Below are 16155 nucleotides of genomic sequence, written 5' to 3' on the forward strand. Positions count from 1 at the left end.
CACCGTCGCTTGAGATTGGCTGGCCGTTGCCTAGCCGATGCGGGGCCGGGGCGAAAGCCCGGTCATCGCGCCTGCGCCAGCAGGGCTGACAGGGCGGGCCAGAATTGCGCCGCCGTCATGTGGCCTTCCAGCCGCCCGACCTCGGACCCGCCATCCAGCAGGATGAAAGTCGGCGTGACGAAGGGCCTGCGCGCCAGGGCCAGGCCGTCCGGCCAGGGGCCGTGGATGTCCACCCGCATCAGCGGTGCGGCGCGACCCGCGTCGGACGCGGCATAGCCCGGCCCGATCGCGCGGTCCCAGGCGGCGCAATAGACGCAGCCCTGCTTTTCCACCATCAGCAGCCGCAGCGGCCCTGCGGCGGCGGGCAGGGCGGTCAGGATCAGGGCAAGCGCGGCAAGAAGGCGGATCATGGCGCCATTATCGGGCCGCTGGGACGGCTTGGCAATCGCCGCGCGGCCCCCTATCCCTGTGCCCATGGACGAGCTTCTGGAACCCCTGGTCGCCAAGGACCGCCGCGCGTTGTCGCGGGCGATCACGCTGATCGAATCGACGCGGCCCGATCACCGTGCCCGCGCCGTGGCGCTGTTGGCCGACCTGCCGGACGGCCAGGCGCTGCGGATCGGGCTGTCGGGGACGCCGGGGGTCGGCAAGTCCACCTTCATCGAGGCCTTCGGGACGATGCTGACCGAACAGGGGCTGCGGGTCGCGGTGCTGGCGGTCGATCCGTCCTCGGCCCGGTCGGGCGGCTCGATCCTGGGCGACAAGACGCGGATGGAAACGCTGTCGCGCAACCCGCTGGCCTTCATCCGGCCCACGCCGTCCAACGCGCAGCTTGGCGGCGTGGCGCGCCGCACGCGAGAGGCGATCCGGCTGTGCGAGGCGGCGGGCTTCGACGTGGTGCTGATCGAGACGGTGGGCGTCGGCCAGTCCGAAACCCTGGTGGCCGAGATGTGCGACCTGTTCGTGCTGCTGCTGGCCCCGGCGGGGGGCGACGAATTGCAGGGGGTCAAGCGCGGCATCATGGAGATGGCCGACCTGATCCTGGTCAACAAGGCCGATGGCGACCTGCTGGGCACCGCGCGCCGCACCGTCGCTGATTACGCGGGCGCGCTGCGGCTGCTGCGCAAGCGCCCCCAGGATCCGCAGGGTTTTCCCAAGGCGCTGCCGGTGTCGGCCGCGACGGGGGACGGCCTGGAAAAGGCGTGGGAGGAGATGCAGGCGCTGACCGCCTGGCGGCGCGAGCAAGGGCATTTCGCGGCCAACCGCGCGGAACAGGCGCGGCACTGGTTCCTGGCCGATGTGCGCGCGGGCCTGCTGGCGCGGCTGGAAACGCCTGCCGCGCGCGACCGGCTGGCCCGGCTGGGCGATGCGGTGGCCGGCGGCGGCAAGGCCCCGGCCGAGGCCGCGCAAGAGATGCTGGACTGGCTGGCAGGGCAGAAATAAACGCCCGATTTCGCGGCCCATCGGGGCGGCGAATCGGCTAGGGTCGGGGGCATGGACAAGGTGAGTGACATGCTGGATCTGCCGGATACCGATACGCTCTATGCCGCGCTGCTGGCGCGCGACCCGGCTTGGGAGGGGCGCGCCCTGGTCGGCGTGACCACCACCGGGATCTTCTGCCGCCTGACCTGCCCGGCGCGAAAGCCCTTGCCGCAGAACTGCCGCTGGTTCGCCGATGCCGATGCCGCGCAGGCCGCGGGCTTCCGCCCGTGCCGCCGCTGCCATCCGCTGGGCGCCACCGCCGAGGGCGAGCCGCTGGTGCGCGACCTGATGACCCGGCTTGAGGCGCGGCCCGACCACCGCTGGTCCGAATCCGACCTGCTGGCACTGGGGCACGACCCTTCGACCGTGCGCCGCGCCTTCAAGCGGCATTTCGGGCAAAGCTTCCTGGACATGGCCCGCGCGGCGCGGCTGCGGGGGGCCGTGGCCAGCCTGACGAAAGGATCGACGATGATCGAGGCGCAACTGGACGCGGGATTCGATTCGGCCTCGGGGTTTCGGACGGCCTTCGCGCGGCTGTTCGGCCATGCGCCCCACCAGATGCGGCAGGGCGGCGGCGTGCTGGCCGACTGGATCGACACGCCGCTGGGGGGCATGATCGCGATTGCCGACGATCGGGCGCTGCACCTGCTGGAATTCATCGACCGCAAGGCCCTGCCCGAAGGGCTGCGGCGCCTGTCGGCCCATGTGGGCGGGCGCGTCGGGCTGGGCCGCACCGCCGTCCACGACCTGACCGAATCGCGGCTTGCCGCCTATTTCGCGGGCCGGGCGCCGCTTCTGGACGTGCCGGTCGTGCTGCATGGCACCCCCTTCCAGCAGCAGGTCTGGAGCGCCTTGCAGCAGATCCCGGCCGGGCAGACGCGCAGCTATCTGCAACTGGCCGCAGGGATCGGCCGTCCCACGGCAACCCGCGCGGTGGCGCGCGCCAATGCCACCAACCGCATCGCCCTGGTGGTGCCCTGCCACCGGGTGATCGGCGCGGACGGCACGCTGACGGGCTATGCGGGCGGGTTGTGGCGCAAGGAAAGGCTGATCGCCATCGAGCGGTCCTATGCCTGAAGTGCGTCCGCGATGGCCGGGGGCGCTTCGCCCCCCGGACCCCCAGAGGATATTTAAACCAAGGCAAAGCGCCAGCGCGGTGATTCCCGGTTGACGGGGGCTGCCGGTTCCATTAGGGACGCGCAAACGGAATTCCGGGCGCTGCCTCGCGGCGCCCTTTCACTTTGGGACGGCACCCCCGCCGGGACCGCCCGCATAGCAAAGACGAAGGATCAACACCATGTCGCGCGTCTGCGAACTGACCGGCAAAGGCCCGATGACCGGCAACAATGTCAGCCACGCCAACAACAAGACCCGTCGCCGGTTCCTGCCGAACCTGAACGAGGTCACGCTGCTGTCCGACACGCTGGGCCGCGGCTATTCACTGCGCATCTCGGCCGCGGCGCTGCGTTCGGTCGATCACCGGGGCGGGCTGGACGCCTTCCTGGCGAAAGCCAAGGACACGGAACTGTCGGACCGCGCCCTGAAGATCAAGCGCGAGATCGCCAAGGCCGAGGCGCCCCAGGCCTGATCCCGTCCTGACACTGCGGCAATATGCCCCGTCGTTCCCACGGCGGGGCTTTCGCGTTTCTGTTGCCTTCGCGCGGCGCTTCGGTGATGGTCGCGGCACCATGCGACGCCCGCTTTTCCTTGCGCTGATCCTGTGCCTCGCCCTGACCGGAATCGGTCTGGGCGCCGCGCGGGGCACCGTGATGCTGGACGGGCGGGTCGTGCTGTGCAGCGGCACGGGCATCGTGGTGGTCGACCATCCCGGCGCGCCCCAGCGGCCGCATCTGTGCCCCGACATGGCGCTGTCGCTGCTGGCAGCGACGGCTGTCGCGCCGCCCGCCTTCGGTCCCGCCGCGACGGCGGCGCGGCTTGATCCGCACGTCGTCCCGACGGTACCCGAGGGGCGTGAACCGCCCCGGCCCGCGGCGCGTGATCCTCCGGCAAGACAGAGTTCCGCATCGAAACCTGTTTGAACCGAGGATGAGACGATGATCCGCAAGACCTTGGCCATTCTGGCCGTCATGACCCCTGCCGCAGCCCTTGCCCATGACGGGCTGGAGATCCGCGACGCCTATGCGCGCAGCGCCAATCCGCAGACCGCCGCCGCTTTCATGGTGGTGGAGAACCATCGCGACGTGGATTGCCAGTTGACCGGCGTGTCCTCGGACGCGGCCGATATGGTCGAACTGCACACTCATTCCGAACAGGACGGGGTGATGAAGATGCACAAGATCGACGGAGGGATCGCCATCCCCGCTGGCGGCGAACACACGCTGGCGCGGGGCGGCGACCATGTGATGCTGATGGGGTTGAAAAAGCCGCTGACCGACGGCGATATCGTCGCGCTGACGCTGGATTTCGGCCCCTGCGGCACACAGCAACTGGACGTCACGCTGGACAATGACCGCGCGCCCGAAAAGGCTCGGCACGGCCACAAGAGCCACTGACCGCCCTCGAACGAATGCCGCAGCCATCGGCCTGATGGCTGCGGCATGTCCCCCCTTAGCCTGCGGTCCGCAGCCGCAGCGCATTGCCCACCACGCAGACCGAGGACAGTGCCATCGCGGCCGCCCCCAGCATCGGCGAAAGCTGCGGGCCGCCAAAGGGCACCAGCACGCCCATGGCGATCGGAATCAGCGCGGCGTTATAGGCGAAGGCCCAGAACAGGTTCTGCCGGATGTTGCGCATCACCGCGCGTGACAGCCGGATCGCGCGCGGCACCCCGCCCAGATCGCCCGACATCAGCACCAGATCGGCCGATTCGATGGCGATGCCGGTGCCCGTGCCGACGGCGATGCCGGTTTCGGCCGCCGCCAGGGCCGGGGCGTCGTTGATGCCGTCGCCCACGAAGACCGAACCCGTCCCCATCGCCCGGATCGCCTCAAGCTTGTCGCCGGGCATCAGGCCGCCTTGGACCCGGTCGATGCCCAGTTGTCCGCCGACCGCCTGCGCGGTCGCGGGAACGTCGCCTGACAGCATCGCCGTCTTCAGTCCCATGCCATGCAACGCTGCGATGGTCTGCGCGGCCTCGGGGCGGATCCGGTCGGCCAGGGCGAAGCTGGCGACGTGGCGGCCGTCCACGGCCAGGTGAACAGGTGTGGCGCCCTGCGCCGCCGCCTGTTCGGCCTGATCGCAAAGGATGGCCGACGGCGCGATTCCGCCTTCGGTCAGGGCGGCCAGGTTTCCGATCAGCAGGCGCCGCCCCTCGACCGTGGCGGACAGGCCGCGCCCGGCATTGGCCTGAACGTCCGTTGCGGGCGGCAGATCCAGCCCGCGCGCGGCGGCACCGGCGACGATGGCGGCGGCAAGGGGATGTTCGGACCGCGCCTCGGCCGAGGCGGCAACGCGCAGGGCCTGGGCCTCGTCGATGCCGTCGGTTTGGATGGCGACCAGTTCGGGATGTCCGCGCGTCAGGGTGCCGGTCTTGTCGAAGCCGATCAGCCGGGCGTTCGACAGCCGCTGCAACGCCTCGCCCCGCCGGAACAGCACGCCCAGCTGCGCGCCGCGCCCGGTGCCGACCATGATCGAGACCGGGACCGCCAGCCCCATCGCGCAGGGACAGGCGATGATCAGCACGGCCACGCCCGCGACCACCGCATGGGCCAGGTCGGGACCGAAGACCAGCCACAGCACGAAGGTCAGGACCGCCAGCCCGATCACCACCGGCACGAAGACGCGGGTGATCCGGTCCACCAGGGCCTGCACCGGCAAGCGCGCGTTCTGCGCGTTTTCGACCATGCCGACGATCCGCGACAGGGTGGTGTCGGCGCCGGTGGCAGTGACGCGGAAGGTCAGCGCCGTGCTGCCGTTGACGGTGCCGCCGGTGACCGGATCGCCGGGCGATTTCTCGGCCGGGACGGGCTCGCCGGTCAGCATGGCTTCGTCGACATGGCCGCGCCCTTCGGTCACGATCCCGTCGACCGCCACCCGTTCGCCCGGCGCCAGCAGCACCAGATCGCCGGGTTGCAGGTCCGCCACCGCGATGCGCGCGGGCTTGCCGTCCTGCAGGATCGTCGCCTGGTCTGGGGCGAGGTCGATCAACGCCCGGATCGCGGCGCCCGCCTGGCCCTTGGCGCGGGCCTCCAGCCAGCGGCCCATCAGGATCAGGGTGACGATGACCGCCGCGGCCTCGAAATAGACATGGCGCGAGGCGGGCGGGATCAGGCCCGGCAGCAGCACCACCACGGCCGAGAACAGGAACGCCGCCCCCGATCCAAGCGCGACGAGGCTGTTCATCTCGGGGGCGCCGCGCAGCAGGGCGGGGATGCCGGTCGCGAAGAAGCGCCGCCCCGGCCCGGCCAGGACAAGCGCGGTCAGGACCATCTGCGCCCAGTTCAGCGGCGCGGTGCCCACCGCCGCGTGCAGCCAGTGATGGAAGGCCGGGACAAGATGGCCGCCCATCTCGGCCAGGAAGACCGGCAGGGTCAGGACCAGGGCGGTCAGGAAGGCGCGCTTCAGCGCGGCGGATTCGTCGGTGCGGGGGGCAGGGGCGGGGGCGGCAGCGGCGGGGATGGTCGCCGAATAGCCCAGCTTCGTCACCGCCGCCGCCAGATCGGCGGGCGGCAGGGCGGGGCTGTGGCGGATGCGGGCGGAACCCGTCATCAGGTTCACCTGCGCATCGCGGACGCCGGGCTGCGCCGACAGCGCGCGGGTGACGCGGCCAGAACAGGCGGCGCAGCTCATCCCTTCGATCGAAAGGCGGGTGGTGATCAGGTCGGACGGATCGCCCAAGGCGGGCAGATCAGCGGATTGAACGGTCATGATGGTTTCCTGAAATCGTGCCAAGGATGCGGGACGGGTTCAGGAAACGGGGCGGCGCCTGCGGCCGCATGGGCGGCTGCCGTGGAAACAGCGCGGCGATCAGCGCACGCGGATCCAGCCGCAGGCTGCGGCGGGGGCGGGCAACGGCGGGGCGCGCATCCTGGTGACAGCGGCAGGCGCGGTCGCCCCGGCCCCGGCACAGATGCGCGGGCCGCCGCAGCGGGCGTCGGGCATGGCAGCAGGGGCGGGATGCAGGGTCCATGCCCAGCAGATGTGCGCTGGACCTTCCCCGGTCAAGGGCAAATCGCCCCCGATACGCCGTCGTGAGTTGCAACAAGGCCCCCTCCCTTGCTATGGGCGGGATCAGAGCAGAAGAACGCAGGATCGCCATGAACCGCCGTGAAGTGATGTCGCTGGCCGTGCCGCTGATGGCGGCCGCCTATTTCGCCCCCTCGCTGGTCTTCGCGCAGGAAGCCGCCGCGCGCGACCCCTATGCCCCCACCGAGGTCGCCATCCGCAACGATTTCGAGGTCGGCAGCATCGTCGTGGTCAGCAAGGATTTCTTCCTGTACCATGTCATCGCGCCGGGCCGGGCGGTCCGTTACGGCGTGGCCGTGGGCGCCGCCGAACTGGTGTGGAGGGGCCGCGCCACGGTGGGCCGCAAGGTCGAATGGCCGTCCTGGACCCCCACGCCGGACATGATCAAGCGCAAGCCCCAGCAATACGGCAAATGGGCCAACGGGATGCCGGGCGGCCCGACCAACCCGCTGGGCGCGCGGGCGCTGTATCTGTACAACGACAAGGGCCAGGACACCGCGATCCGCATCCATGGCACGACCGAGCCGAACTCGATCGGCCGGGCCGTCTCGAACGGCTGCCTGCGGATGCGCAACGAGGCGGTGATGGCGCTGTACGACCAGGTGCCGATCGGGACGCCGGTCTACGTCTACTGACTTGGCGCTGAGGCTGACGCGCGTTGCGGACCCTGCGCTTGCGGGGTTCGACGACATCATCGACGTGCGCTCGCCCGCGGAATATGCCGAGGATCACCTGCCCGGCGCGATCAACCTGCCGGTTCTGAACGATGCCGAACGCGCGCAGGTGGGCACCATCTACAAGCGGGTTTCCCCGTTCGACGCGCGCAAGCTGGGCGGCGCCCTGGTCGCCGCGAATGCCGCGCGCCATATCGCCGGGCCGCTGTCGGATCGCGGCGGCGGCTGGCGGGGGCTGATCTATTGCTGGCGCGGTGGGCAGCGGTCGGGCAGCTTCACCACGATCCTGTCGCAGATCGGCTGGCGGGTGGACCGGATCGAGGGCGGCTACAAGTCCTGGCGCGCCCTGGTCGTGGACCGGGTGCAGAACCGGCCTGTGCCCGCGCCGGTGATCGTGCTGGACGGCAATACTGGCAGCGCCAAGACCGCGATCCTGGCGCGGCTGGCCGCGCGCGGCTGGCAGGTGATCGACCTGGAAGGGCTGGCCAACCATCGCGGCAGCCTGTTCGGCGGGCGCGCCGATCCCCAGCCCGGCCAGAAGCTGTTCGAGGGGCGTCTGGCGGTTGCGCTGGAAGGACTGGACCCCGCCCGCCCGGTCGTGGTCGAGGCCGAGAGCAGCCGGATCGGCAACCTTGTGCTGCCCAAGTCGATGTGGCAGGCGCTGTGCGCCGCGCCCCGGCTGCGGCTGGAGGTGCCGGTCGGCGCGCGGGCCGCCTATACCGCTGCCCGATATGGCGACATGGTGGACGATCCCACGCGGGTCGAGGCGATCGTGGCCGCGCTGTCGCCGCTGCATCCGGCCCAGCGGATCGAAGGCTGGCGCGCGGCGGTCGCGGCGGGCGACTGGCGCGGCCTGGCCGAAGGGCTGCTGCGCGACCATTACGACCCCCGCTATCTGAAGCACCGGCTGCGCTATGCGGCGGGCGAAAGGGCGGTCGTCGCGCTGGACGATCTGGATGACCTGGACGCGGCGGCGGGGCATGTCGAGGCGGCGCTTGCCCGGCTGGCGCCCTGAAAGCGCGAGAGGCGGGTTGCGGTTCCCGGCGGTTCCCCTTATCAGGCGGGCAGCGAACATGGACCCGGGTGCGATCCCCGGGTGGCTCTTCCGGCCGCCGATCCGCCGGACAACCTGAACAAAACCCCTTGCGGATTCCGGCGCATCGCAGCGCCGGTCAGGACAATGAACATGCTTTCCTGGACCCTTTACAAGCAGCAATGGCTGGGCAATGTCCGCCGTGACCTGCTGTCGGGCCTGGTGGTCGCGCTTGCGCTGATCCCCGAGGCCATCGCCTTTTCCATCATCGCGGGCGTGGACCCCAAGGTCGGGCTTTACGCCAGCTTTTCCATCGCCGTCATCACCGCCATCGCGGGCGGCAGGCCGGGCATGATCTCGGCCGCGACCGCCGCCACGGCGGTGCTGATGGTGACGCTGGTGCGCGACCACGGGCTGCAATACCTGCTGGCCGCCACCGTGCTGGCGGGCCTGTTGCAGATCGGCATGGGGCTTTTGCGGCTGGGCTTCGTGATGCGCTATGTCTCGAAATCGGTGATGACGGGGTTCGTCAATGCGCTGGCGATCCTGATCTTCCTGGCGCAATTGCCCGAACTGGATCCGGCCAAGGTCACGCCCGTGACCTTTGCGCTGACCGCCGCCGGGCTGGCGATCATCTATCTGGTCCCGCGCTTGACCCGCGCCGTTCCTTCGCCCCTTGTCGCCATCGTCGTGCTGACGGCCTTGGCGATGGCCTTCGGCTGGGACGTGCGCACGGTGGGCGACATGGGGGCGCTGCCCGATACGCTGCCGGTGTTCCTGATCCCGCAGGTGCCGCTGAATTTCCAGACGCTGACCATCATCTTTCCCTATGCGATGGCGGTGGCCGTGGTGGGCCTGCTGGAAAGCCTGATGACCCAGAACCTCGTGGATGAACTGACCGATACCCGGACCAGCCGCAACCAGGAATGCATCGGCCAGGGGCTTGCCAACGCGGCCACCGGCTTCATCGGCGGCATGGCGGGATGCGCCATGATCGGGCAGAGCATGATCAACGTGAAATCCGGCGGCCGGGGGCGGCTGTCCTGCTGCTTCGCCGGGGTGATGCTGCTGATCTTCTGCGTCTTCCTGGGGCCGTGGGTGGCGCGGATCCCGATGCCCGCCCTGGTGGCGATCATGATCATGGTGTCGATCAGCACCTTTTCCTGGGCCTCGATCCGGTCGCTGCGCACCCATCCCCGGTCCTCGTCACTGGTGATGCTGGCAACCGTGGTTGCGGTCGTCTGGACCCACAACCTTGCCATCGGCGTGCTGACCGGGGTGCTGCTGTCGGGCATCTTCTTCGCCGCCAAGATCGCGCAACTGTTCCGCGTCACGTCCAAGCGTTCGCCCGACGGCGGCACCCTGACCTACCGGGTCGAGGGCCAGCTGTTCTATGGATCGGTCGAGGATTTCATGACCGCCTTCGATTTCCGCGACGTGCCCGCGCGGGTCGTGATCGACGTGTCGGACGCGCATATCTGGGACATCTCGTCGGTGCAGGCCCTGGACATGGCAGTGATGAAGTTCCGCCGCGCCGGGGCGCAGGTCACGATCATCGGCATGAATGCCGCGTCCGAGACGATCGTGGATAAGCTGGCCCTGCATGACAAGCCGGGCGCCATGGACAAGCTGCTGGCCCATTGACGGGCCAGGGCGCCGCCCTTACGCGGCGTCCCGCAGGAAGCGGCGCAGGATCCGTTCCAGTTTGGCGGCGCCCAGCGGGGCCATCGCCTTGGTGTGGTCGTGGCTGATCGCCTCGTCCGACAGGCCCGCGCCCATGTTGGTGACGACCGAGATCGCGGCGCAGCGCAGCCCCAGGAACCGGGCCAGAATGATTTCCGGCACGGTGGACATGCCCACGGCATCGGCCCCCAGGATCCGGGCGGCGCGGATTTCGGCCGGAGTCTCGAAGCTGGGGCCGGAAAACCAGCAGTAGACGCCCTGCGGCAACGCGATCCCTTCCGCCTGGGCGGCGGCGGCCAAGGCCGCGCGCAGGTCCGCGTCATGGGCGTGGGTCATGGGCACGAAACGGGCGTCGGTCTTTTCGCCGATCAGGGGATTGGTGCCCGCGAAGGCGATGTGGTCGCCCAGCAGCATCAGCCCGCCGGGCGGGATGTCGGGGCGCAGCGATCCGGCGGCATTGGTCAGGATCAGCCGGTCGCAGCCAAGCGCGGCCAGGGTTTCCAGCGGCAGGCGCATGGCGTCGGCGCGGCCCGATTCGTAATAATGCGACCGGCCGCCGAAGACCGCCACCCGGCGGCCCTCCAACTGCCCGATCACCAATTGCGGGACATGGCCCGACACGCCTGCATGGGGAAAGCCCGGCAGGTCGTCATAGGGGATCGCCACGCCCTCTACCGTGGCGGACAGGTGGCCCAGGCCCGATCCCAGGATCAGCCCGTATTCCGGCGCCTGATCCCCCGCGCGGTCGCGGATCAGGCGGGCAAGATCACCGCTCTTTGACATAGGGTTCTCCTCCGGCTCGGGGCGGGACGGCGCGGCCCACGAAGCCCGCCAGGATGATGACCGTCAGGATATAGGGCAGCGCGTTCATCAGCATCGACGGTACCGTGACGATGCCCAGATCCAGGTTCGGATAGCGGTTGGCGATGGCCTCCAGCAGGCCGAACAGGAAAGTGGCGCCAAGCGCCCCCCAGGGCCGCCATTTGGCGAAGATCAGCGCCGCCAAGGCGATGAATCCGCGCCCGGCGGTCATTTCCTTGACGAAGCCCGCCGACAGTCCGGTCGCCAGATAGGCCCCCGCCAACCCGCAGAGCAGCCCGGCAATGGCGACGGCGGCAAAGCGCAGCCGTGTGACCGACACGCCCGCCGTATCCACCGAGGCCGGGTTTTCCCCCACCGCCCGCAGCCGCAGCCCGAAGCGGGTGCGATACAGCACCCACCAGGTCAGCGGCACCATCGCGAAGGCCACATAGACCAGGATCGTGTGGCCCGAGATCACCTCGGCATAAAGCGGGCCGATCACCGGCAGGCCGCGCAGGGTCTCGGCCAGCGGCAGGGTGATCTCGCCAAAGCGGGGCGCGGCGGTCAGCGCTGCGGCCGTGTCCGGGCCGGCGATCCCCGACAGCCAGGCGCGGAAGGGCGTTACCTGCGCGTCCAGTTCCGCGCCCAGCGTCAGGCTGGGCGTGCGCCCGCCCAGGCCGAAGATCTTCTGGCCCAGCAGCACCGTCAGCCCCGAGGCCAGGAAGTTGATCGCCACCCCGGAAATCAGCTGGTTGCCCCGGAAGGTGATCGAGGCCGCGCCATGGACCGCCGCCAGGGCCAGCGACCCGGCCAGCCCGGCGATCAGCCCCAGCCAGACATTGCCGGTCAGTGCGGCGACACTGGCGGCGGTAAAGGCCGCCATCAGCATCTTGCCCTCCAGCCCGATGTCGAAGACGCCCGCGCGTTCGGAATAAAGCCCGGCCAGACAGGCCAGCAGCAAGGGCGTCATCAACCGCACGGCGCTGTCCAGGATTTGCAGGACGGTGTTCAGATCCATCACGCGCCCCTTTTCCGCATCGCCATGAACATCCGCTCCAACGGTCCCCGCACCATGTTGTCAAGCGCGCCGGTGAACAGGATCACAAGCGCCTGGATGACGACGATCAACTCGCGCGGGATGCTGGTCCACAGTGCCAGTTCGCCCCCGCCCTGATACAGGAACCCGAACAGCAGCGCGGCCAGGAACACGCCCAGCGGATGGTTGCGGCCCATCAGCGCCACGGCGATGCCGATGAAGCCCGCGCCCTCGACCGCGTTCAGGACCAGGCGCTCGGCCTCTCCCATGACGTTGTTGATGGCCATCATGCCCGCCAGCCCGCCGGAAATCAGCATGGCGATGATCGTAATGCGGACCGGGCTGATGCCCGCGTAAAGCGCGGCGGGTTCGGATTTGCCGAAGGCGCGGATCTCGAACCCCAGGCGGGTGCGCCAGATCAGCAGCCAGACCAGCAGGCAGGCCGCGACCGCCACGAAGAAGCTGATGTTGGCGGGGGTGTTCTTGCCCCATTCGAAGCCCAGCGACAGCGCCATGTCCGACAGCTTGGGCAGATGCGTTTCATTCGGAAAGCGGGCCGAGGCCGGGTCCATGCTGCCCACCGGGCGCAGCAGGTTCACCAGAACATAGTTCAGCAGCGCGGCGGCGATGAAGTTGAACATGATCGTGGTGATGACGATGTGGCTGCCGCGCTTCGCCTGAAGCCAAGCGGGGATCAGCGCCCAGGCCGCGCCGAACAGCGCCGCGCCGATCATCGCGGCGGGCAGGGCCAGCGCCCAATGGGGCAGGGGCAGCGACAGCAGCACCAAGGCAACGCCCAGTCCGCCCATCGCCGCCTGCCCCTCGCCGCCGATGTTGAACAGGCTGGCGTGATAGGCGACCATTACCGCAAGCCCGGTAAAGATGAAGTTCGTCGCGTAATACAGCGTGAAGCCCCAGCCATAGCTGGAGCCCAGGGCGCCGTCGATCATCGTCGTCAGCGCGAGGGCCGGGCTTTCGCCGATGGCCAGGATCACAAGCGCCGAAATCGCCATCGCCAGCACCAGCGAGATCAGCGGTGTCAGCAGAACATCGGCCCATTTCGGCATCTTTTCCATGCTCAGCCTTTCATGCCGTGGCACAGGGCCAGGAAGGCGCGCGGATCGGCGATCTGGTCCCAGGTGATCGCGTCGCCGTTGCCCGCCATGCGCGCCAGGCTGCGGGCACGGGGGACCGCGCCGCCCGCGCCGGGAAAGCCGCGCACCACCAGCAGGTTTTCCTCGGCCCGCGTCCGGCCCTGCCGCGCCTCGGCGGTGCAGCGGCTGTCGTCGGCCAGGCTGGCGAAGGCGATGGCGACGCGTCCGGCGGTCTGGGGCGCCGTCGCCTCGCCCGCCGGGGCCTGAACCGGGGCGTGGTCGGCGCAGGCGGTGCCGCGCGCGTCGCTGGTGCAGCTGCCGGGGAAATCGTCCTCGTAATCGGAATCCCGGACCGGATCGGCGACGGCCCATGTTCCGTCGGGGTTGCGGGCGCGGGTCTGGGCGCGGGCCTCGGCCGCCATCACCAGGCGGTCGGGCGCGTCGCCATCGGGCCAGATGTCCATTTTGGGCATCCGGGGCGCGGGCATGGCGCCGCAGGCGGTCAGAAGCAGAACGGAAAGAAGGCAGGCTTTCGGGGTCATTCAGGATACTCGAGGGGTCTTGGGGTCTTCTGAAGGGTGGCGGGCCGGGGCGTTCCCGTCCTGCGGAGGGGCGGAGGCAGGGTCGATCCCGGCCATCAGCAGGCCCAGTTCGCCCGTGGCGGCCTGGCCGGACAGGCGTTCGCCCATGATGCGGCCGTCGAACATCACGGCGATGCGATCCGACAGGGACATGATCTCGTCCAGTTCGACCGAGACCAGCAGGATCGCCTTGCCCGCGTCGCGCAGTTCCACGATGCGCTTGTGGATGAATTCGATGGCGCCGATGTCCACGCCCCGCGTCGGCTGGCCGATCAGCAGCAGGTCGGGGTTGCGCTCGATCTCTCGGGCCACGACGATCTTCTGCTGGTTGCCGCCCGAGAAGTTCCGGGCGGCCAGGTCGCAGGTCGGCGGGCGCACGTCGAAGCGCGCGATCTTGCCTTCGGCGTCGCGGCGGATCGCGTCGCGGTCCATCAGCGGGCCGCGCCCGTATTCCGGGGCGTCATGGTATCCGAAGGCCACGTTTTCCCAGGCGGCGAAATCCATGATCAGGCCCTCGGCCTGCCGGTCCTCGGGGATATGGCCGATGCCCCGGCGGCGGCGCTCGGCGGCGTTGCAGGCGCCGCCCGACAGCGTCAGGGGGGCGCCGTTCATGCGGATCTCGCCCGACAGGCGGCTGCCCTTTTCCGGATAGCCGCCCAGGATTTCCAGAAGCTGCGTCTGGCCATTGCCGCTGACGCCCGCGATGCCCAGGATCTCGCCCGCGCGGATCTCCAGGTCGATGCCGCGCAGGCGCTCCACCCCCGTCGCATCGACCATACGCAGGCCGCGGATTTCCAGGACCGGCTGGCCGGGCGTGGCAGGCGCCTTCTGGACGTTCAGCAGCACCTTGCGGCCCACCATCAGCTCGGCCAGTTTCTCGGGGCTGGTGTCCGCCGTCCTGACCGAGGCCACCATCTCGCCCCGCCGCATGACGGATACGGTATCGGTGATCTCCATGATCTCGCGCAGCTTGTGGGTGATCAGGATGATCGTCTTGCCCTCGGCCCGCAGGCCTTCCAGGATGCGGAACAGGTGGTCGGCCTCGGCCGGGGTCAGCACGCCGGTCGGTTCGTCCAGGATCAGGATGTCGGCCTCGCGATACAGCGCCTTGAGGATCTCGACCCGCTGCTGGTGGCCGACCGAGAGGTTCTCGACCGTCTCGTCGGGATCGACGTTCAATTCGTATTCCTGGGCCAGTTGCCGCAGCACGCCGCGCGCCCTGGCCAGCGAGGGGCGCAGCAGCCGCCCCTCCTCGGCGCCCAGGATGATGTTTTCCAGCACGGTGAAGTTCGGGACCAGCTTGAAATGCTGAAAGACCATGCCGATGCCCGCGCGGATCGCGGTCTGGCTGTCGGCGATGGTCAGGGGGCGGCCGCCCACCAGGATGTCCCCCGCATCGGGCTTGTAGAAGCCATAGAGGATCGACATCAGCGTCGATTTCCCCGCGCCGTTCTCGCCGATGATGCCGTGGATCGTGCCGCGTTCCACGCGCAGGTCGATGTCGCGATTGGCCTGCACGGGGCCGAAGGCCTTGGAGATTCCGCGCAGTTCAATCGCCGCAGGGGCGGCCGTTTCCAGCCGCCCCCGTGGGTCCACCGTCGCCGCCATTTACTGAACCGGGCAGGCGTTGTCGGTCATGTAGTCGTGGACCGCGATCTGCCCGCCGGTGATGCCGGCGCGGGCCTCGTCCACGGCGGCCTGCATCTCGGGGGTGATCAGGGCCTTGTTGTTGTCGTCGATGGCCACGTCCACGCCCTCGGCCTTCAGGTCCATGACCTTGACGCCGGGCTGGACGCCGTTCTTGAAGGCGTCGTAGACCGCGTTGTCAACCCGCTTGACCATCGAGGTCAGCACCTTGCCCGGATGCAGGTGGTTCTGGTTGCTGTCCACGCCGATCGACAGGATGCCGCCATCCGCCGCCGCCTGCAGCACACCGATGCCGGTGCCGCCCGCCGCCGCATAAATCACGTCCGCGCCCTGGCTGATCTGGGCCTTGGCAAGCTCGCCTCCCTTGACCGGGTCGTTCCAGGCGGCGGGGGTGGTGCCGGTATAGTTGATCAGCACGCGGCCATCAGGCTTGGCGGCCTTGAAGCCCTGGGCGAAGCCGCATTCGAACTTGTGGATCAGCGGAATGTCCATGCCGCCGATAAAGCCCACCGTGCCCGATTTCGACGCCTGCGCCGCCATGATCCCGGCCAGATAGCTGCCCTGCTCCTCGGTGAAGACGACCGACTGGACGTTGGGCTGTTCGACCACCATGTCGATGATCGCGAACTGGGTGTCGGGGTAATCGGGGGCCACCTGGTTCAGCACGTCGCCGAAGGCGAAGCCGGTCATGACGATGGGATTGGCGCCGGTTTCCGCCAGGCGGCGCAGGGCCTGTTCGCGCTGCGCCTCGGACTGCATCTCCAGTTCCTTGTAGCTGCCGCCGGTTTCCTCGACCCAGCGTTGCGCGCCCGCGAAGGCGGCCTCGTTGAAGGATTTGTCGAACTTGCCGCCAAGGTCGAAGATCAACGCCGGTTCGGCCAGGGCCATGCCGCCCGTCAATGCCGTCAACGCGACCCCTGCAAGCAGCGATGTCGTCAGGGACATAAGGAAACCTCATCCTGTTGTTTGCAGGCGAGTC

The 16155-nt window shown here is 69.3% G+C and carries 16 protein-coding genes and 1 other annotated feature; of the genes, 8 read left to right on the forward strand and 8 right to left on the reverse strand.

Annotation, left to right across the window (positions count from 1 at the left end; genetic code table 11):
• Nucleotides 1–62 precede the first annotated feature (62 nt).
• Nucleotides 63–410, reverse strand: coding sequence for a SoxS protein (locus ACTJI6_RS16485; protein WP_440802163.1), 348 nt, complete (start codon nt 408–410; stop codon nt 63–65).
• Nucleotides 411–474: 64 nt separating this feature from the next.
• Between ACTJI6_RS16485 and meaB the strand changes: the two genes are divergently transcribed.
• The 5 genes from meaB (at nt 475) to ACTJI6_RS16510 (ending at nt 3995) form a co-directional block, all read left to right on the forward strand.
• On the forward strand, nt 475–1443 hold the full coding sequence (meaB, locus tag ACTJI6_RS16490) for a methylmalonyl Co-A mutase-associated GTPase MeaB (RefSeq protein ID WP_126153001.1): 969 nt from the start codon (nt 475–477) through the stop codon (nt 1441–1443).
• 51 nt (nt 1444–1494) lie between these two features.
• Nucleotides 1495–2559: a bifunctional transcriptional activator/DNA repair enzyme AdaA gene (locus tag ACTJI6_RS16495; protein ID WP_440802165.1), complete on the forward strand. Its 1065-nt coding sequence runs from the start codon at nt 1495–1497 to the stop codon at nt 2557–2559.
• 220 nt (nt 2560–2779) lie between these two features.
• Complete coding sequence (gene rpmB / locus ACTJI6_RS16500; RefSeq protein ID WP_126152912.1) at nt 2780–3070, forward strand: 50S ribosomal protein L28; 291 nt, start codon at nt 2780–2782, stop codon at nt 3068–3070.
• A 100-nt stretch (nt 3071–3170) separates the two neighbouring features.
• Complete coding sequence (locus tag ACTJI6_RS16505; RefSeq protein WP_440802168.1) at nt 3171–3521, forward strand: hypothetical protein; 351 nt, start codon at nt 3171–3173, stop codon at nt 3519–3521.
• Nucleotides 3522–3536: 15 nt separating this feature from the next.
• Nucleotides 3537–3995, forward strand: a complete 459-nt coding sequence (locus tag ACTJI6_RS16510) for a copper chaperone PCu(A)C (RefSeq protein ID WP_126152910.1) — start codon at nt 3537–3539, stop codon at nt 3993–3995.
• A 55-nt stretch (nt 3996–4050) separates the two neighbouring features.
• Here ACTJI6_RS16510 and ACTJI6_RS16515 read toward each other — a convergent pair whose 3' ends face one another.
• Nucleotides 4051–6309: a heavy metal translocating P-type ATPase gene (locus ACTJI6_RS16515; protein WP_440802170.1), complete on the reverse strand. Its 2259-nt coding sequence runs from the start codon at nt 6307–6309 to the stop codon at nt 4051–4053.
• Between the two features lie 389 nt (nt 6310–6698).
• Between ACTJI6_RS16515 and ACTJI6_RS16520 the strand changes: the two genes are divergently transcribed.
• The 3 genes from ACTJI6_RS16520 (at nt 6699) to ACTJI6_RS16530 (ending at nt 9978) form a co-directional block, all read left to right on the forward strand.
• Nucleotides 6699–7262, forward strand: a complete 564-nt coding sequence (locus tag ACTJI6_RS16520) for a L,D-transpeptidase (RefSeq protein WP_440802171.1) — start codon at nt 6699–6701, stop codon at nt 7260–7262.
• 1 nt (nt 7263) lies between these two features.
• Complete coding sequence (mnmH, locus tag ACTJI6_RS16525) at nt 7264–8316, forward strand: tRNA 2-selenouridine(34) synthase MnmH (RefSeq protein ID WP_440802172.1); 1053 nt, start codon at nt 7264–7266, stop codon at nt 8314–8316.
• Nucleotides 8317–8373: 57 nt separating this feature from the next.
• Nucleotides 8374–8431 (forward strand) — a sequence feature (sul1 is cis-regulatory element that is thought to sense ions involved in sulfur or methionine metabolism; They are found in Alphaproteobacteria).
• A 56-nt stretch (nt 8432–8487) separates the two neighbouring features.
• A complete protein-coding gene (locus tag ACTJI6_RS16530; RefSeq protein ID WP_440802173.1) occupies nt 8488–9978 on the forward strand; it encodes a SulP family inorganic anion transporter in 1491 nt (496 codons plus the stop codon).
• A gap of 18 nt (nt 9979–9996) precedes the next feature.
• Here ACTJI6_RS16530 and ACTJI6_RS16535 read toward each other — a convergent pair whose 3' ends face one another.
• The 6 genes from ACTJI6_RS16535 to ACTJI6_RS16560 form a co-directional block, all read right to left on the reverse strand.
• On the reverse strand, nt 9997–10800 hold the full coding sequence (locus ACTJI6_RS16535; RefSeq protein ID WP_440802175.1) for a purine-nucleoside phosphorylase: 804 nt from the start codon (nt 10798–10800) through the stop codon (nt 9997–9999).
• A complete protein-coding gene (locus tag ACTJI6_RS16540) occupies nt 10784–11836 on the reverse strand; it encodes an ABC transporter permease (protein WP_440802176.1) in 1053 nt (350 codons plus the stop codon). The genes ACTJI6_RS16535 and ACTJI6_RS16540 overlap by 17 nt, the downstream gene beginning before the upstream one ends.
• The gene (locus tag ACTJI6_RS16545) at nt 11836–12930 is read right to left on the reverse strand and encodes an ABC transporter permease (RefSeq protein ID WP_440802177.1); all 1095 of its coding nucleotides are present in this window, start codon (nt 12928–12930) and stop codon (nt 11836–11838) included. The genes ACTJI6_RS16540 and ACTJI6_RS16545 overlap by 1 nt, the downstream gene beginning before the upstream one ends.
• A gap of 2 nt (nt 12931–12932) precedes the next feature.
• Nucleotides 12933–13412, reverse strand: coding sequence for a hypothetical protein (locus ACTJI6_RS16550; RefSeq protein WP_440802179.1), 480 nt, complete (start codon nt 13410–13412; stop codon nt 12933–12935).
• A gap of 78 nt (nt 13413–13490) precedes the next feature.
• The gene (locus ACTJI6_RS16555; RefSeq protein ID WP_440802182.1) at nt 13491–15137 is read right to left on the reverse strand and encodes an ABC transporter ATP-binding protein; all 1647 of its coding nucleotides are present in this window, start codon (nt 15135–15137) and stop codon (nt 13491–13493) included.
• A complete protein-coding gene (locus tag ACTJI6_RS16560; RefSeq protein WP_126152899.1) occupies nt 15138–16121 on the reverse strand; it encodes a BMP family lipoprotein in 984 nt (327 codons plus the stop codon).
• Between the last annotated feature and the right edge of the window lie 34 nt (nt 16122–16155).

It is taken from the genome of Paracoccus sp. 22332, assembly GCF_052045125.1.
Taxonomy (GTDB): domain Bacteria; phylum Pseudomonadota; class Alphaproteobacteria; order Rhodobacterales; family Rhodobacteraceae; genus Paracoccus; species Paracoccus haematequi_A.

What these genes read in the sequence shown, in the direction of transcription:
- ACTJI6_RS16485 (WP_440802163.1), bottom strand. Translation starts at nt 410, where the DNA reads ATGATCCGCCTTCTTGCCGCGCTTGCCCTGATCCTGACCGCCCTGCCC.
- meaB (WP_126153001.1), top strand. Translation starts at nt 475, where the DNA reads ATGGACGAGCTTCTGGAACCCCTGGTCGCCAAGGACCGCCGCGCGTTG.
- ACTJI6_RS16495 (WP_440802165.1), top strand. Translation starts at nt 1,495, where the DNA reads ATGGACAAGGTGAGTGACATGCTGGATCTGCCGGATACCGATACGCTC.
- rpmB (WP_126152912.1), top strand. Translation starts at nt 2,780, where the DNA reads ATGTCGCGCGTCTGCGAACTGACCGGCAAAGGCCCGATGACCGGCAAC.
- ACTJI6_RS16505 (WP_440802168.1), top strand. Translation starts at nt 3,171, where the DNA reads ATGCGACGCCCGCTTTTCCTTGCGCTGATCCTGTGCCTCGCCCTGACC.
- ACTJI6_RS16510 (WP_126152910.1), top strand. Translation starts at nt 3,537, where the DNA reads ATGATCCGCAAGACCTTGGCCATTCTGGCCGTCATGACCCCTGCCGCA.
- ACTJI6_RS16515 (WP_440802170.1), bottom strand. Translation starts at nt 6,309, where the DNA reads ATGACCGTTCAATCCGCTGATCTGCCCGCCTTGGGCGATCCGTCCGAC.
- ACTJI6_RS16520 (WP_440802171.1), top strand. Translation starts at nt 6,699, where the DNA reads ATGAACCGCCGTGAAGTGATGTCGCTGGCCGTGCCGCTGATGGCGGCC.
- ACTJI6_RS16530 (WP_440802173.1), top strand. Translation starts at nt 8,488, where the DNA reads ATGCTTTCCTGGACCCTTTACAAGCAGCAATGGCTGGGCAATGTCCGC.
- ACTJI6_RS16535 (WP_440802175.1), bottom strand. Translation starts at nt 10,800, where the DNA reads ATGTCAAAGAGCGGTGATCTTGCCCGCCTGATCCGCGACCGCGCGGGG.
- ACTJI6_RS16540 (WP_440802176.1), bottom strand. Translation starts at nt 11,836, where the DNA reads ATGGATCTGAACACCGTCCTGCAAATCCTGGACAGCGCCGTGCGGTTG.
- ACTJI6_RS16545 (WP_440802177.1), bottom strand. Translation starts at nt 12,930, where the DNA reads ATGGAAAAGATGCCGAAATGGGCCGATGTTCTGCTGACACCGCTGATC.
- ACTJI6_RS16550 (WP_440802179.1), bottom strand. Translation starts at nt 13,412, where the DNA reads ATGGACATCTGGCCCGATGGCGACGCGCCCGACCGCCTGGTGATGGCG.
- ACTJI6_RS16555 (WP_440802182.1), bottom strand. Translation starts at nt 15,137, where the DNA reads ATGGCGGCGACGGTGGACCCACGGGGGCGGCTGGAAACGGCCGCCCCT.
- ACTJI6_RS16560 (WP_126152899.1), bottom strand. Translation starts at nt 16,121, where the DNA reads ATGTCCCTGACGACATCGCTGCTTGCAGGGGTCGCGTTGACGGCATTG.